12 protein-coding genes are annotated in these 16,046 nt (G+C 67.5%); 9 read left to right on the top strand and 3 right to left on the bottom strand.

Annotated features, from left to right (window positions below; genetic code table 11):
• Positions 1-14: 14 nt before the first annotated feature.
• Entirely contained in the window at positions 15-518 is a 504-nt protein-coding gene (rpsI, locus tag ACHMXB_RS10625) for a 30S ribosomal protein S9 (protein WP_190608273.1), read from the top strand.
• Between the two features lie 194 nt (positions 519-712).
• Positions 713-2,074: a phosphoglucosamine mutase gene (gene glmM, locus ACHMXB_RS10620; RefSeq protein WP_395398328.1), complete on the top strand. Its 1,362-nt coding sequence runs from the start codon at positions 713-715 to the stop codon at positions 2,072-2,074.
• 118 nt (positions 2,075-2,192) lie between these two features.
• Here the strand turns inward: glmM and mscL are convergent, their stop codons facing one another.
• From mscL to coaA, 3 genes are all read right to left on the bottom strand, one after another.
• Entirely contained in the window at positions 2,193-2,594 is a 402-nt protein-coding gene (mscL, locus tag ACHMXB_RS10615; protein WP_395398327.1) for a large conductance mechanosensitive channel protein MscL, read from the bottom strand.
• 72 nt (positions 2,595-2,666) lie between these two features.
• Entirely contained in the window at positions 2,667-3,647 is a 981-nt protein-coding gene (locus ACHMXB_RS10610) for a D-alanyl-D-alanine carboxypeptidase family protein (protein WP_395398326.1), read from the bottom strand.
• 5 nt (positions 3,648-3,652) lie between these two features.
• Positions 3,653-4,618, bottom strand: a complete 966-nt coding sequence (gene coaA / locus ACHMXB_RS10605; protein ID WP_395398325.1) for a type I pantothenate kinase — start codon at positions 4,616-4,618, stop codon at positions 3,653-3,655.
• A gap of 146 nt (positions 4,619-4,764) precedes the next feature.
• Between coaA and ACHMXB_RS10600 the strand changes: the two genes are divergently transcribed.
• The 7 genes from ACHMXB_RS10600 to treZ all read left to right on the top strand — a co-directional run bounded on the left by ACHMXB_RS10600 (position 4,765) and on the right by treZ (position 15,999).
• Positions 4,765-5,388 carry a signal peptidase I gene (locus tag ACHMXB_RS10600; protein WP_395398324.1) on the top strand — a complete coding sequence of 208 codons (624 nt, stop codon included), beginning with the start codon at positions 4,765-4,767 and terminating at the stop codon, positions 5,386-5,388.
• Between the two features lie 47 nt (positions 5,389-5,435).
• Positions 5,436-7,328, top strand: a complete 1,893-nt coding sequence (gene glmS / locus ACHMXB_RS10595) for a glutamine--fructose-6-phosphate transaminase (isomerizing) (protein ID WP_395398323.1) — start codon at positions 5,436-5,438, stop codon at positions 7,326-7,328.
• A gap of 4 nt (positions 7,329-7,332) precedes the next feature.
• Entirely contained in the window at positions 7,333-7,680 is a 348-nt protein-coding gene (locus tag ACHMXB_RS10590) for a holo-ACP synthase (protein WP_317780414.1), read from the top strand.
• Between the two features lie 19 nt (positions 7,681-7,699).
• Positions 7,700-9,229 (top strand): NAD(P)H-hydrate epimerase, encoded by a 1,530-nt coding sequence (locus tag ACHMXB_RS10585; RefSeq protein ID WP_395398322.1) that lies wholly within the window; start codon positions 7,700-7,702, stop codon positions 9,227-9,229.
• Between the two features lie 109 nt (positions 9,230-9,338).
• Positions 9,339-11,855 carry a glycogen debranching protein GlgX gene (glgX, locus tag ACHMXB_RS10580; RefSeq protein ID WP_395398321.1) on the top strand — a complete coding sequence of 839 codons (2,517 nt, stop codon included), beginning with the start codon at positions 9,339-9,341 and terminating at the stop codon, positions 11,853-11,855.
• Positions 11,852-14,194 carry a malto-oligosyltrehalose synthase gene (treY, locus tag ACHMXB_RS10575; protein WP_395398320.1) on the top strand — a complete coding sequence of 781 codons (2,343 nt, stop codon included), beginning with the start codon at positions 11,852-11,854 and terminating at the stop codon, positions 14,192-14,194. Before glgX ends, treY begins: the two co-directional genes overlap by 4 nt.
• Positions 14,191-15,999 (top strand): malto-oligosyltrehalose trehalohydrolase, encoded by a 1,809-nt coding sequence (gene treZ, locus ACHMXB_RS10570; protein WP_395398319.1) that lies wholly within the window; start codon positions 14,191-14,193, stop codon positions 15,997-15,999. Before treY ends, treZ begins: the two co-directional genes overlap by 4 nt.
• Positions 16,000-16,046 lie beyond the last annotated feature (47 nt).

The following is a 16,046-nucleotide window of genomic DNA, read 5'->3' as shown; positions in this document are numbered from 1 at the left end:
ATACAAGGAGAACCGTGGCTCAGAACGAAGAGACCACCGAAGCCGTTGAGGCTGAGGAAAACCTGACCAGCTACACATCGGAAAGCGGCGCTACCGAAGCCGCCCCGAAGAAGGAGCGCCCGGCACTGACCGTTGCCGGCGCAGCTGTTGGCCGCCGCAAGGAAGCCGTTGCACGCGTCCGCGTTGTGCCGGGCTCCGGCAAGTGGACCATCAACGGCCGCGAGCTGGATAACTACTTCCCGAACAAGCTGCACCAGCAGGACGTCAACGAGCCCTTCAAGATCCTCGATCTCGAAGGCGCCTACGACGTCATTGCCCGCATCCACGGCGGTGGCCCCTCCGGCCAGGCCGGGGCACTGCGCCTCGGCATCGCCCGTTCGCTGAACGAGATCGACGTCGAGAACAACCGCGCCACCCTGAAGAAGGCCGGCTACCTGACCCGTGACGCCCGCGTCATCGAGCGTAAGAAGGCCGGTCTCAAGAAGGCACGCAAGGCTCAGCAGTACTCCAAGCGCTAAATCCGCTTGCCGGGGCGTTCCGCCTCGATCAGAAGCCCGTTCCGCCATCTGGCGGGGCGGGCTTCTGCCGTTACCTGAGTTACGGGGCATGGTCCCCGATGAACAGGGAAAACGTCCCCGACGCCGCCAGATGACGCCGTTCAGACCGGGTCCAAGGCAGGGGCGGGCCCCTGAATCGTCTAAACTTGGACGCGATGTCTACATTATTTGGAACAGACGGTGTCCGGGGCTTGGCGAATGGCCTGCTGACAGCCGAGCTCGCATTGCAGCTGGCCCAGGCCGCCGCCGTCGTGCTTGGCCATGAACGCACCAGCGAAGGTGCACGCCCCCGCGCCGTGGTGGCGAGGGACCCCCGCGCAAGCGGCGAGTTCATCGCCGCGGCCGTTGAGGCCGGGCTTTCCAGCTCCGGCATCGACGTCTACGACGCCGGCGTCCTGCCCACTCCCGCCGCCGCCTACCTCGTGGCAGACCTGAAGGCCGACTTCGGCGTCATGATCTCCGCCTCGCACAATCCGGCTCCCGACAACGGGATCAAGTTCTTCGCCCGCGGCGGCCAGAAGCTCCCCGATGAGGTGGAGGACGCCATCGAGGCCCAGATGGGCAAGGAGCCTTTCCGCCCCGTGGGCGGGGACGTGGGCCGCATCCAGCGCTTCTCCGACGCCGAGGACCGGTACATCGTCCACCTCTTGGGAACCCTCCCGCACAACCTCAATGGCATCAAAGTGGTCTTGGACTGCGCACACGGTGCCGCCAGCGGCTGTTCCCCCCAGGTCTTCAAGGATGCCGGCGCTGACGTGATTGTGATTGGCGCCGAACCGGACGGCCTAAACATCAACGAAGGGGTGGGCTCCACGCACCTCGGCCCGCTCAAGGCGGCCGTCGTAGAGCACGGCGCCAACCTCGGCATCGCCCACGACGGCGACGCCGACCGCTGCCTGGCCGTGGACCATGAGGGCAACGAGGTGGACGGCGACCAGATCATGGCCATCCTTGCCGTCGCGCTGAAGAAGGCCGGCAAGCTCAAGGACGACGTCCTCGTGGCCACTGTGATGAGTAACCTCGGCCTCAAGATCGCCCTCCGCGACGCCGGCATCGCCATCAAGGAAACGGGTGTGGGGGACCGCTACGTGTTGGAGCAGATGCGCGACGGCGGCTACAACCTGGGCGGCGAACAGTCCGGCCACGTGATCCTCGCCGACTACGCCACCACGGGCGATGGCGTGCTGACCGGCCTGCAGTTGGCCGCGCAGGTGGCCCTGACCGGCCGCCCGCTCAAGGAACTCGCGACGGTCATGACCAAACTGCCCCAGGTCCTCGTCAACGTGAAGGACGTGGACCGGAGCCGGGTCAGCGGCGACGCAACCCTGGCTGCAGCCGTGGCTGCAGCCGAAGCCGAGCTGGGCGACACCGGCCGGGTGCTCCTGCGCCCCTCCGGCACGGAGCCCGTGGTGCGCGTCATGGTGGAAGCCGGCGATCAGCAGACCGCCCATGTCATCGCCGAGCGTCTCGCCCAGGTTGTGAAGACCCAGCTGGCCCTCGAACTCGTCGGCGACTAAGTTCCGCGCCGCCCCGAAAAGCGCCGCTGAAAAGCAAAAAGCAGCCCGCCTCCATGACTGAATTGGTCAGTCGGAGGCGGGCTGCTCTTTCGCTGCGCTTGGCGCGGGGCGGCCGGCGCTACTTCGCGGCCTGGTTTTGGGCCTGCAGGGCGTCGCGGATCTCCTTGAGCAGGGCGATCTGTGGATCCTCGGCAGCTTCCTTCTTCGCGTCCTGCCCGATGCCCAGCTTGCGGTTGCGGTGCTCGATCAGCCGGTTCATTGGGGCGACGATGACGAAGTAGAGTGCCGAGGCAACCAGCAGGAAGTTGACCACGGCGGTGAGCAGCACACCGAACCGCACGTCGCCGAACGCGAGGAAATCGTCAAAGTTCGGCTCTCCGACCAGCATCGAGATCATCGGCATCAGCACGCTCTTGACCAGCGCATCCACCACGGCGCTGAACGCCGATCCGATGACCACTGCCACCGCCAGATCGATGACGTTTCCCTTGAGAATGAACTTTTTGAATCCACTAAGCATGCCAACCAAACTACCGCACCACTACCGCACCGGCTTTACGGACGCTTACCGGCCCATAGGGCGAAGGCGGCGTCAGCGGTAGCCGGGAGCGGCGTCCAGGCCGAAATACTGCTCCAGGGTGGCGATGCCGCGTTTGCGCATGTCCATGGCCGCCTCCACACCGATGTACCGCAGGTGCCACGATTCGTAGAAGTACCCGGTGATGGTGTGCTGCATAAACGGGTAGCGCACCACGAAGCCGAAGCGGTGCGCGTTGGCCTTGGCCCAAACGGCGGCCGGCTGCTCGTCAAAGCAGGGCTGGAAGCTGCAGGCGCCGCCGCCGTCGCCGATGTCGAACGCCCAGCCCGTCTGGTGTTCGGAATAACCCGGGCGCGCGGAGGCCGTGTCCGCCGCGGCCCGTCCCTGCGAGCTCACCCACCCGTTGTACGTGACGGTCTGCGTCGCGTAGGAACGGTAGCCGCTCGCCAGCGTCATGGTGACTCCGGCCGCCGCCGCGGCGGCGAACATCCGTTCTGCGGCAGCCGCCGTCGTACGGTTCAGCTGCGACGCCTCGCCGGTGACGGCGAGGGCGACGCGCGGTTGGACCAGATCGGCCGGGACGTAGTTGGCCGGCTTGAGCGGGCGGTGCTTGTTGACGATCACCCAGGGGCTGCTGGGGGCGGTGAGCGAGTACTGCTTGGGCAGGCGGGAGGCGGCCGACGGCGGGGCTGCCGCCGCCGTCGTGGACGGCGTCGCCGAAGCTGACGGTGACTTTGCGGCACCGGTCGATGCCGAAGAAGTCGCCGATGGCGACGCGGAGCCGGATGCCGCCGCCGAGTTGCTGGCGGACGCAGAACCGGACGCTGCCGACGTGCCAGTGGCGGAAGCGGCCGGGGACGCCGTGCCCGAAGCGGCCGAAGTGGTTCCGGAAGCTTCCGGCGCCGGAGCAGGCGTGCAGGCGGCCAAGGCAGACAGGCCGGCACCCGCCATCAGCAGTCGCGCCACCTCGCGGCGGCTGGGCCGACTCCCGGACCGGGCCTCGGCGGAGGGATCGGACGAGCAGTTGTAGCACATGCGTGCTAGACCTTTCTCAGCAGCATCCGGCGGACGGAATGGTCCGCTTCCTTGGTGAGCACCAGCTGGGCCCGCCCCCGGGTGGGCAGCACGTTCTCTTCGAGGTTCGGTTCGTTGATGCGCTTCCAGATGTCGCGGGCCGTCGCTTCGGCCTCGGAGTCGGACAGCGTGGCGTAGCGGTGGAAGTAGGACTCCGGCTGCGCGAAGGCGGTGGAACGGAGTTTCCGGAACCGGTCCACATACCATTCCTCGATGTACGAGGTCTTGGCGTCCACGTAGATGGAGAAATCGAAGAAGTCGCTCAGCGCCAGCCCCTGGCGGCCGTCGTGCCGGGGACGGGCCGGCGCCAGCACGTTCAGGCCCTCGACAATGAGTACGTCCGGACGCCGGACCACCACTTCCTTGCCGGGGACGATGTCGTAGGTGACGTGCGAATACCAGGGCGCCCGCACTTCTTCTGCGCCGCCCTTGATTTCGCTCACGAAGCGCAGCAGCGCGCGGCGGTCGTAGGACTCTGGGAAACCCTTGCGGTCAAGGAGCTGCCGGCGCTTGAGTTCGGCCAGCGGGTAAAGGAATCCGTCGGTGGTGATGAGCTCCACGTTCGGCGTGCCCGGCCAGCGCCGCAGCATCTCACGGAGAACACGCGCGATGGTGGACTTGCCCACAGCAACGGAACCGGCGACGCCGATAACGAACGGGGTGCGCTCGGTCTTCTCACCGAGGAACGTGGTGGTGGCGGCGTGCAGCTGCCCGGCGGCTTCCACGTACAGATGCAACAGCCGGGACAGCGGGAGGTAGACCTCGCGCACCTCGCTGATGTCCAGGGGGTCACCGAGGCCGCGAAGGCGCAGCACGTCCTCTTCATTAAGGGGCTGCTCCATCTGGGCCGAAAGGCGGGACCAGGTCTGCCGGTCCAGCTCCACGAACGGGGAAACACCCTCTCCGTTCGCTTCGTTGCGTTGCAAAGTCACCCTAGAGATTCTGCCCCGCCCGGCGCCGAGAGCGAAATGCGGCCTTTCTTGAGTGAATCTTGACCCTATGCGTTACCGATTCCTGAGCCGGGCGCGGGACCGTTCAGTGAAAAGGGAGAACCGACGCATACTTGAAGGGTCCCACCATGGGGAAGGCAGTTCCACCGCAGGTGCCACAGCTGACGGGCCGCGACTTCGGTGGCAGGCGCGGCGGGGGAGCGGCCACGCGCATCCTGCAGATACGCCGCAAGAGGCGGTTCGCCGCGGCCAGGCGCTGGGCAAACTTCTGCGTGCTCCTGGTTATCGCCCTGGCAGCGCTTGTCCTCGTTGCAGTTCCGCAGGCCACCGGGTCCCGGACCTACACCCTGCACACCGAATCCATGGCTCCGACGTATCCGCCCGGCACCTTCCTCGTCGTGAAGCCCGTGGCCTTCAGCCAGCTGCACTACGGCGACGTCGTCACCTACCAGCCCGCGCCGGACCGTTCCGAAGTGAGGACTCACAGGATTGTGGGCTTCGGCCCGCTTCTGGCGGGGGAACGGACGCTGATCACGAAGGGCGACAATAACCACGCCAACGACGCCGCCCCCGTCCGTGCCCGGCAGATTAAGGGAAAGCTCTGGTATGCGGTTCCGATGGCCGGGTACGTGGCCGAGACCCTCGACAGCGCCGACCGCGGCTTCTGGATGACGGTGGCGGCCGGTGGCTTGAGCCTCATGAGTGCACTGCTGATCGTGCTGACCGCCCGCCGTCGACGACGGGAAGCGTGACGCAGCCGGGGCAGGAGTTCGCCGCAAAGCCGGTTAGGCTTATACCCATGTGTGGAATCGTGGGTTATGTAGGCCGTACGTCGGGCCGGGCTGATGCCGGGCACGGCGCGTTGGATGTTGTTCTTGAGGGGCTGCGCCGCCTGGAGTACCGGGGCTATGACTCGGCCGGTGTCGCAGTGGTGGCTGACGGGGAGATTTCCTCGCGGAAGAAGTCCGGAAAGCTGAGCAACCTGCTGGCCGAGCTGGAGGAGCGGCCGCTGCCGGACTCGCTGACCGGCATCGGGCACACGCGGTGGGCCACGCATGGTGGCCCGACGGATCAGAACGCGCACCCGCATCTGTCTGATGGCGGGAAGCTTGCGGTGATCCACAACGGCATCATTGAAAACTTTGCTGAGCTGAAGCAGGAGCTGCTGGCCAAGGGTGTTGTCTTCGCCTCGGAGACGGACACCGAGGTGGCCGCGGCGCTGCTGGGCGACATTTTCCGGAACAAGCTGGGCGGGGACGTCTCCGACGGCGGCCTGACCCGGGCCATGGAGCTGGCCTGCCAGCGGCTTGAGGGCGCGTTCACGCTCCTGGCGGTGCACGCTGACCAGCCCGACGTCGTGGTGGCCGCGCGCCGGAACTCCCCGCTGGTGGTGGGCCTGGGCGAGGGCGAGAACTTCCTGGGTTCGGACGTGTCCGGGTTCATTGACTACACCCGCCGTGCGGTGGAACTGGGCCAGGACCAGATCGTGACGATCACCGCTGACACGGTGGAGATCACCGACTTCTTCGGCGCCCCGGCGGAGGGCAAGGAGTACCACGTTGACTGGGACCCGGCCTCTGCTGAGAAGGGCGGCTTCGCCTCGTTCATGGAGAAGGAGATCCATGACCAGCCCGACGCCGTGGCGCAGACGCTGCTGGGACGCTCGGACCTGAACGGGAAGCTGACCCTGGATGAGCTGCGGATTGATCCGCAGCTGCTGAAGAAGGTCGACAAAATCATTGTGCTGGCCTGCGGCACCGCCGCGTACGCGGGCCTGGTGGCCAAGTACGCGATCGAGAACTGGTGCCGGATCCCCACCGAGGTGGAGCTCGCGCACGAGTTCCGTTACCGCGACCCGATCGTCACCGAGAACACCCTGGTGGTCTCCATCAGCCAGTCCGGCGAGACCATGGACACGCTGATGGCCGTCCGGTACGCCCGCGAGCAGGGCGCCAAGACGGTGTCCATCTGCAACACCAACGGCTCGACGATTCCGCGTGAGTCCGACGCCGTGCTGTACACGCACGCCGGTCCGGAGATCGCGGTGGCTTCCACCAAGGCGTTCCTGGCCCAGATCACCGCGGCGTACCTGCTGGGGCTGTACCTGGCGCAGCTGCGCGGGAACATCTTCTCCGGGCAGGTCAAGGACGTGCTGGCTGACCTGGGCAAGATCCCGGCGAAGATCCAGAAGATCCTGGACTCCGCCGAGGAACTGCGCGAGCTGGCCCGGAGCATGAAGGACGAGAAGTCCGTGCTGTTCCTGGGCCGCCACGTGGGCTACCCGGTGGCGCTCGAGGGCGCGCTGAAGCTGAAGGAAATCGCGTACATCCACGCCGAGGGCTTCGCCGCCGGTGAACTCAAGCACGGCCCGATCGCCCTGATCGACGAGGGCCAGCCGGTGTTCGTGGTGGTCCCGTCACCGCGCGGCCGCGATTCGCTGCACTCCAAGGTGGTCTCCAACATCCAGGAGATCCGTGCCCGCGGTGCCCGCACCCTGGTGATCGCCGAGGAAGGCGACGAAGCGGTTCGCGACTACGCCGAGCACGTCTTCTACGTCCCGGAAACCCCGACCCTGCTGATGCCGCTGCTGACCACCGTTCCGCTGCAGATCTTCGCGTGCGAACTTGCCGCCGCCAAGGGCTACGACGTGGACCAGCCGCGCAACCTGGCCAAGAGCGTCACAGTAGAGTAAGCCCATGATTGTTGGCATCGGCGTAGACGTAGTGGACATCGAGCGCTTCGGACGGCAGCTGGAGCGCACCCCCGGGCTCCGGGACCGGCTGTTCGTGCCGGCCGAACGGGAACTGAACACCCGTTCCTTGGCGGCGCGGTTTGCCGCCAAGGAGGCCGTAGCCAAGGTCCTGGGTGCGCCTGCCGGCATGAACTGGCAGGACTGCTGGATCGGGCTGGACCAGAACGGGCCCACCGTCCAGGTCAAGGGAACGGTGCTCGCCGTCGCCGATGCCAAGGGCGTCAAACGGTGGCACCTGTCCATGAGCCACGACGGCGGCATCGCCACGGCCACCGTCCTGGCCGAGGGCTGACCCCGGACGGACTGACCACATGATCAGCGCCTATACCGGAACCCAGATCAGGGAGGCTGAAAAGCCCCTGCTGGATTCAGGTATGGGCGCTGTTCTCATGCAGCGGGCGGCCCGCGGCATGGCCAATGCCGCCATCGCGGAGCTGCGCCGCCGCGGACGCCGCGTGTACGGCTCCAGCGTTGTTGTCCTGGCCGGCAAGGGCAACAACGGCGGCGACGGCCTCTTCGCCGCCGCGCACCTCGCAGGTCGGGGAATGCGGACGACGGCGGTGCTCGCCTCCGCGATCGCCCACACGGACGGACTGGCCGCCTTCCGGCGCGCCGGCGGGCGGGTTCTTACGCTTACTGAAGCGAACGCCGGTGAGCTGGCAGCGCTAGCCGGCAGGGCCGACGTCGTAATTGACGCGCTGCTCGGAACCGGCGCCCAGGGCGGACTCCGGGGAGCGACGGCAACGCTCGTGTCACAGCTTGCCGGCGGCACCCGAGGCCTCGTCGTGGCGTGCGACGTGCCCAGCGGAGTGGATGCGGACACGGGCGAGGCCGCCGGGCCCGTGCTGCCCGCCGACATCACCGTCACGTTCGGCGGGGCCAAGGCAGGCCTTCTGGCGGATCCCGGAGCGGATTTTGCCGGCCGGGTGGAGGTGGTCCCGATCGGAATCGAGGACTCGCTCCCGTGGCCCGCCCTGCGCCGCCTGGAAGCCGCCGACCTGGCCGTCCTGCTCCCTCGCCCGGCGAGGCGCGCCCACAAGTATTCGCGCGGAGTCCTCGGGGTGGTGGCCGGATCCCCGGCCTACCCCGGTGCCGCCGTGCTCGCCTGCCGCGGGGCGCTTGCCGCCGGCGTCGGGATGGTCCGCTACGTCGGACCGCCGGAGGTGGCGGACCTCATCCGCCACAGTTGCCCCGAGGTAGTCTGCAGCACCGGCACCGTGGCAGAAACCCACGTCCAGGCGTGGCTTGTCGGCTCCGGGATGGACGGCAAGGACGAGGAAGAGATGCAGCGCGTCCGCGACGCCGTCGACTCCGGCCTGCCCACCGTGGCCGACGCCGGCGCCCTGCCCGTGCTGCCCGACGTGCTGGCCCCGCAGGTGGTGCTGACGCCGCACGCCGGGGAGCTGGCCACCCTGCTGCAGCGCCTCGGCGCCGACCTGGACCGCGAGGCCGTCGAGGCCTCCACCCTCGCTGCCGTGCGCCGCGCCGCCGGCCTGACCGAGGCCACCGTGCTCCTGAAGGGCGCCAGCACGCTGGTGGCGTCGCCGTACCAGGATTTCTACAGCCAGTCCGAAGGGACGCCCTGGCTGGCCACCGCCGGAAGCGGTGATGTGCTGGCCGGAATCATCGGTGCGTTGCTCGCCCAGGTGGGAGCCGACGTCGGACGCTTTCGGGGGATGGGCATCGATCCGGACGAACGCTGGGCGGCCATTGCGGCCATGGGGGCGAGCTTGCACGGCATGGCCGGAGCGTCGGCTGCAGCGTGCGGCCCGCTGACGGCGGGGCGGATTGGTTACGCCTTACCCGAAATATGGGATAAAGTCAGCACGCTTAGTAATTAACGGTGGTCAAGTAATAGTCATACCCACCCGCTACGGTAAGACCAAGTTCCGTGCAGGTCGTGCGTGAAGACCTGCCGGACGCGGTGTTGGACGAGGTATAGGAGCACGAATGGAAATCTGGCCCGGATCGGCTTACCCGCTGGGAGCCACGTTTGACGGCACCGGAACCAACTTCGCATTGTTCAGCGAGCACGCGGAAAAGGTGGAACTCTGCCTCTTCGACGACGAGGGGACCGAAACCCGGGTCACGCTCCGCGAAGTGGACGGCTACGTTTGGCACTGCTACCTGCCCCAGATCCAGCCTGGGCAGAAGTACGGCTACCGCGTCCACGGTCCTTACGACCCGGACAACGGCCAGCGCTTTAACGCCAACAAGCTGCTTCTTGACCCGTACGCCAAGGCTGTCGCTGGCCAGATCGACTGGGATCCCGCCCTGTTCTCGTACAACATGGGCGACCCCTCATCCAAGAACGACGCCGATTCAGCGCCGCACATGATGATGGGCGTGGTCATCAACCCGTTCTTCGACTGGGACAACGACCAGAACCTGCGCATCCCGTACCACAAGTCGGTCATCTACGAGGCACACGTTAAGGGTCTCACCGAGCTGCACCCGGAGATTCCCGAGGAGCAGCGCGGCACGTACGCCGGAGTGGCACACCCGGCCGTGATTTCCCACCTGCAGAAGCTGGGCGTCACCGCGATCGAGCTCATGCCCGTGCACCAGTTCGTCAATGACGGCACGCTGCAGGAGAAGGGCCTGAGTAACTACTGGGGCTACAACACCATCGGCTTCTTCGCGCCGCAAAACACTTACAGCTCCACCGGCGACACCGGCCAGCAGGTCCAGGACTTCAAGGCGATGGTCCGTTCGCTGCACCGGGCAGGCATCGAGGTCATCCTCGACGTCGTCTACAACCACACCGCCGAAGGCAACCACCTCGGCCCCACCCTGAGCTTCAAGGGCATCGACAACGAGGCGTACTACCGCCTGGTGGAGGACGACAAGCAGTACTACATGGACTACACGGGCACCGGCAACACCCTGAACGTCCGCCAGCCGCACTCCCTGCAGCTGCTCATGGACTCGCTGCGGTACTGGGTCACCGAGATGCACGTGGACGGGTTCCGCTTTGACCTCGCCGCCGCTTTGGCCCGTGAATTTTACGACGTCGACCGGCTCTCCACGTTCTTCGAACTTATCCAGCAGGATCCCGTGGTGTCCCAGGTCAAGCTCATCGCAGAGCCGTGGGACGTCGGGCCCGGCGGCTACCAGGTGGGCAACTTCCCGCCGCAATGGACAGAGTGGAACGGCAAGTACCGCGATACCGTGCGCGACTTCTGGCGCGGCGAACCTGCCACGCTCGGCGAGTTCGCATCACGCATCACCGGCTCGGCGGACCTTTACGAACACTCCGGCCGCCGCCCGGTGGCGTCCATCAACTTCGTCACCGCGCACGACGGCTTCACGCTGCGTGACCTGGTGTCCTACAACGAGAAGCACAACGACGCCAACGGTGAGGACAACAAGGACGGCGAGTCGCACAACCGCTCCTGGAACTGCGGAGCGGAGGGCCCCTCGGATGATCCCAAGGTCCTGGCCCTAAGGGCGCGCCAGCAGCGCAACTTCATCGCCACCATGCTCCTGTCACAGGGCGTGCCCATGATCCTGCACGGCGACGAAATGGGCCGGACGCAGCAGGGCAACAACAACGGGTACTGCCAGGACTCGGAGCTGACCTGGGTCAACTGGGACAGCGTGGACCAGCCGCTCATCGAATTCACCGCGGCCGTCAACTCGCTCCGCGCCAAGCACCCCACGTTCCGGCGCAGCCGGTTCTTCGACGGCCGGCCCGTCCGGCGAGGCGAAGGCGAGCGGCTGCCGGACATCGTATGGCTCGATCCTGACGGCAACCTCATGTCCCCGGAGGACTGGGACAGCGGCTTCGGCCGCTCGGTGGGCATGTTCCTGAACGGTGATGGCATACAGGGGCATGACGACCGCGGCCGCCGGATCACCGACGTGAACTTCCTGCTGTACTTCAACGCCCACGACGGCGACGTCGAATTCACCCTGCCGCCGGACGAATACGCACCGGCCTGGGACATCATCATCGACACAGCGGGTGAAGGCGCCGACTCCAAGCCGGCCGACGCGGGCAGCCTGCTGTCCGTCGCCGCCAAGTCCCTGGTGGTGCTCCGCGCCCACAGCGCTCCGGAGGAGGAGCCCGACCACTCCGTTGCTGCCTCGCTGGCGGCTCTGACCCAGACAGCCACCGCTGAGACCGCGGCGCTCACGGCCCCCGCGGTCCCGGATCCGGCCAAGACGAAGCAGCCGGCTGCTCCGGTTGCTGATTCCGCGGCCGAGCCTGCTGCGGAGCCTGCTGCTGAACCGGCCGCGGAGCCTGCTCCTGAACCGGCCGCGGAGCCCGCTGCGGAGCCTGCGGTTGAACCGGCTGCGGAGTCTGCTGCTGAACCTACGGTTGAACCGGCGGCGGAGCCTGCTGCTGAACCGGCGGCTGAACCGGCCGCGGAGGAGCAGTCTGCAGAGAAACCGGCACAAAAGCCTGCCGGTCGGCGGAACAGCCACTTGAAGGCGGTCAAGCCGGCAGGGGAGGACGCATGAGAACGCCAGTTTCCACATACCGGCTGCAGATCCGGCAGGGCTTCACGCTGTTCGACGCCGCCGAAACCGTGCCGTACCTGCACTCGCTTGGCGTCGACTGGGTCTATCTCTCTCCGGTCCTGACCGCCGAGCAGGGCTCTGACCACGGGTACGACGTCACCGACCCCTCCGCCGTCGACCCCGAACGGGGCGGCCCGGAGGGCCTGGCGGCCGTTTCCAAGGCGGCCCGCGCCGCCGGCATGGGCGTGCTGATCGACATCGTGCCCAACCACGTCGGCGTCGCCACGCCGGTGCAAAACCCCTGGTGGTGGTCGCTGCTCAAGGAGGGGCGCCAGTCCCGTTATGCGGAAGCGTTCGACGTCGACTGGGACCTCGGCGGGGGGCGCATCCGGCTCCCGATCCTCGGCAGCGACGATGACCTGGACCGGCTCGAAATCAAGGACGGGGAGCTCCGGTACTACGACCACCGCTTCCCACTGGCCGACGGCAGCTACACGGAAGGCGACTCCCCGCGCGACGTCCACGCCCGGCAGCACTACGAACTGATGGGCTGGCGGCGCGCGGACAACGAGCTGAACTACCGCCGCTTCTTCGCGGTGAACACGCTCGCCGGCGTCCGCGTGGAGATCCCTGCCGTCTTCGACGAGGCACACCAGGAAGTGGTGCGTTGGTTCCGCGAGGGGCTCGCGGACGGCCTGCGGATCGACCATCCGGACGGCCTCGCCGACCCCGAGGGCTACCTGAAGCGACTCCGGGAAGCCACTGGCGGGGCATACCTGCTGGTGGAAAAGATCCTCGAGCCGGGGGAGCAGCTGCCCGCCAGCTTCGAATGCGAGGGCACCACGGGCTACGACGCCCTCGCCGACGTGGACCGGGTTCTCGTGGACCGCAGCGGCCAGGAAGCTCTGGACCGGCTCGATGCCTCCCTGCGCGGTGGCGAGCCTGCTGACTACGAGGACATGATCCGCGGAACCAAGCGCCGGATCACCGACGGCATCCTCCACTCCGAGATCCTGCGGCTAGCCCGGCTGGTTCCTAGTGACGCAGGCCTCCCTGCCGATGCCGCAGCCGACGCGATCGCCGAGATCATCGCCGCCTTCCCGGTCTACCGGACATACCTGCCGGAGGGTGCGGAAGTCCTGAAGGAGGCGTGCGAGCTCGCGGCGCGCAGACGGCCGGAACTCGACCAGGCCATCCAGGCTTTGCAGCCTCTTTTGCTGGACACCGACCTGGAACTTGCCCGGCGCTTCCAGCAGACCTCGGGAATGGTCATGGCCAAGGGCGTGGAGGACACCGCGTTCTTCCGCTACAACCGCCTGGGAACCCTCACGGAGGTGGGCGCCGACCCCACCGAGTTCGCCGTGGAGCCCGAGGAGTTCCACGCACGGCTGGCGCGCCGGCAGGCCGAGCTGCCGCTGTCCATGACCACGCTCAGCACGCACGACACCAAACGCAGCGAGGACACCCGGGCGCGGATTTCGGTCATCTCCGAGGTTGCCGGCGAATGGGAGAAATCGCTGAAGCGGTTGCGCGAACTGGCTCCGCTGCCGGACGGCCCGCTGTCCGCGCTGCTGTGGCAGGCTATCGCCGGTGCCTGGCCCGCCAGCCGGGAGCGCCTGCAGTCCTATGCGCTGAAGGCCGCGCGCGAAGCCGGAAACTCGACCAACTGGACCGATCCGGACCCTGCGTTCGAGGAGAAGCTGGCCGCCGCCGTCGATGCCGCCTTCGACAACCCTGCGGTCCGGGCTGAAGTCGAGTCGCTGGTGGAACTCCTGGAGCCGTACGGCGCCTCGAATTCCCTCACAGCGAAGCTTGTGCAGCTCACCATGCCCGGTGTCCCGGACGTGTACCAGGGCACGGAGTTCTGGGACCGGTCGCTGACGGACCCGGACAACCGGCGCCCGTTCAGCTTCGATGACCGGCGTGCCGCGCTGGAGCAGCTTGATGCCGGCGACCTGCCCCCGTCATTCACGGATGAGCGGACCAAGTTGCTGGTGACCTCGCGGGCGTTGCGGCTGCGCCGTGACCGGCCCGAGCTGTTCACCGGTTACCGCCAGGTCCAGGCCAGCGGCCCGGCTGCCGAGCACCTGCTCGGGTTCCACCGAGGCACCCCGGCAACGCCGGGTGCGCTGACCCTCGCGACCCGGCTGCCCTACGGACTGGAACGCGACGGCGGCTGGCGGGACACCGCCGTCGAACTTGAGACCGCGATGAAGGACGAACTGACCGGCGCCGGCTTCGGACAGGGGACCGTGAAGATCACAGACATCTTCCGGACCTACCCCGTGGCCCTGCTGGTGCCCGTCACAGAAGTGACGCAGACAGGAGGAAAGTCATGACGCACACAGGCCAGGCGACATACCCCCGAGAAGCCGCGAAGCCCGTGCAGGGCCCCGAGCGCTTCGACGTCTGGGCCCCTGAAGCCGGATCCGTGACGCTGCTGGCCGGCGGGGAGCGCTACGCCATGCAGCGCCGGCCCGGCACCGGGCCCGAGGACGAGGGCTGGTGGACCGCCGCCGACGCACCCGCTGACGGCGACGTCGACTACGGGTACCTCCTGGACGGCGACGAAACACCGCTGCCGGACCCCAGGACCCGACGCCAGCCCGACGGCGTCCACGCACTGTCCCGCACCTTCGACCCCGCCGCGCACACCTGGCAGGAGGACGGCTGGCAGGGCCGGGAACTGCAGGGGGCGGTGATCTACGAGCTCCACCTCGGTACGTTCACGCCGGAAGGGACGCTGGATGCGGCCGCCGGCAAGCTGGACTACCTGGCCGGGCTCGGCGTGGATTTCATCGAGCTGCTGCCCGTGAACGCGTTCAACGGCACGCACAACTGGGGCTACGACGGCGTGCAGTGGTTCGCCGTCCATGAGGCCTACGGCGGACCGGAAGCGTACCAGCGGTTCGTCGACGCCGCCCACACGGCAGGTCTCGGCGTGATCCAGGACGTGGTCTACAACCACCTCGGCCCCAGCGGGAACTACCTGCCGCGGTTCGGGCCCTACCTCAAGCAAGGCGAGGGCAACACGTGGGGCGACTCCGTGAACCTGGACGGGCCCGGCTCCGACCATGTGCGCCGGTTCATCCTGGACAACCTGGCCATGTGGCTTCGCGACTACCGCGTTGACGGGCTGCGGCTGGACGCCGTCCATGCCCTGAAGGACGAGCGCGCGGTCCACATCCTCGAGGATTTCGGGGCGCTGGCCAGCCAGATCTCCGCCGAGGTGGGACGGCCGCTGACGCTCATTGCCGAATCCGACCTCAACAACCCGCGGCTGCTGTATCCGCGGGACGTCAACGGGTACGGGCTGGAAGGGCAGTGGAGCGACGACTTCCACCACGCCGTCCACGTCAACATCACCGGCGAGACCACGGGCTACTACAGCGATTTCGACTCCCTCGGCGCCCTCGCCAAGGTGCTCAGGGACGGTTTCTTCCACGACGGCAGCTACTCCAGCTTCCGGGAACGCCACCACGGCAGGCCGATCAATTTCAGCGCGGTTCACCCGGCAGCCCTGGTGGTCTGCTCGCAGAACCACGACCAGATCGGCAACCGGGCCACCGGGGACCGGCTTTCGCAGACCCTGCCGTACGGGAGCCTGGCGCTAGCCGCGGTGCTGACGCTCACCGGGCCTTTCACCCCCATGCTGTTCATGGGCGAAGAGTACGGCGCCAGCACGCCATGGCAGTTCTTCACCTCCCACCCTGAGCCGGACCTCGGCAAGGCCACCGCGGAAGGCAGGATCAAGGAGTTCGAGCGCATGGGGTGGGATCCCGCCGTCGTGCCCGATCCCCAGGATCCCGAGACGTTCCGCCGGTCCAAGCTGGACTGGGCAGAGGCCGCCGAAGGCGATCACGCCCGGCTGCTGGAGCTGTACCGTTCGCTTACCGCGCTGCGCCGCTCCACGCCGGACCTCACCAAGCTGGGCTTCGAGGACACGCAGGTGGAGTTCGACGACGACGCCCGCTGGCTGAGGTTCCGGCGCGGCGGCGTGCAGGTGCTGCTCAACTTCTCGGATCAGCCGGTAAGCCTGCAGGGTGCGGGGACGGCACTGCTGCTGGCCACCGACGACGCCGTCCGGCTGGAAGGTGGGCGCGCGGAGCTCGGCCCGCTCAGCGCCGCCGTCGTCAGTGACTGAGTGAACTGCTGGGGCGGCGTCCACCGCCGGTGACCAGATGGTGGACG

The sequence above is a fragment of the Arthrobacter sp. UC242_113 genome, from assembly GCF_044054585.1.
Taxonomy (GTDB): domain Bacteria; phylum Actinomycetota; class Actinomycetes; order Actinomycetales; family Micrococcaceae; genus Arthrobacter.
Note: the sequence above shows the minus strand (reverse complement) of the source record. Positions and strands in the feature narration are given on the sequence as shown.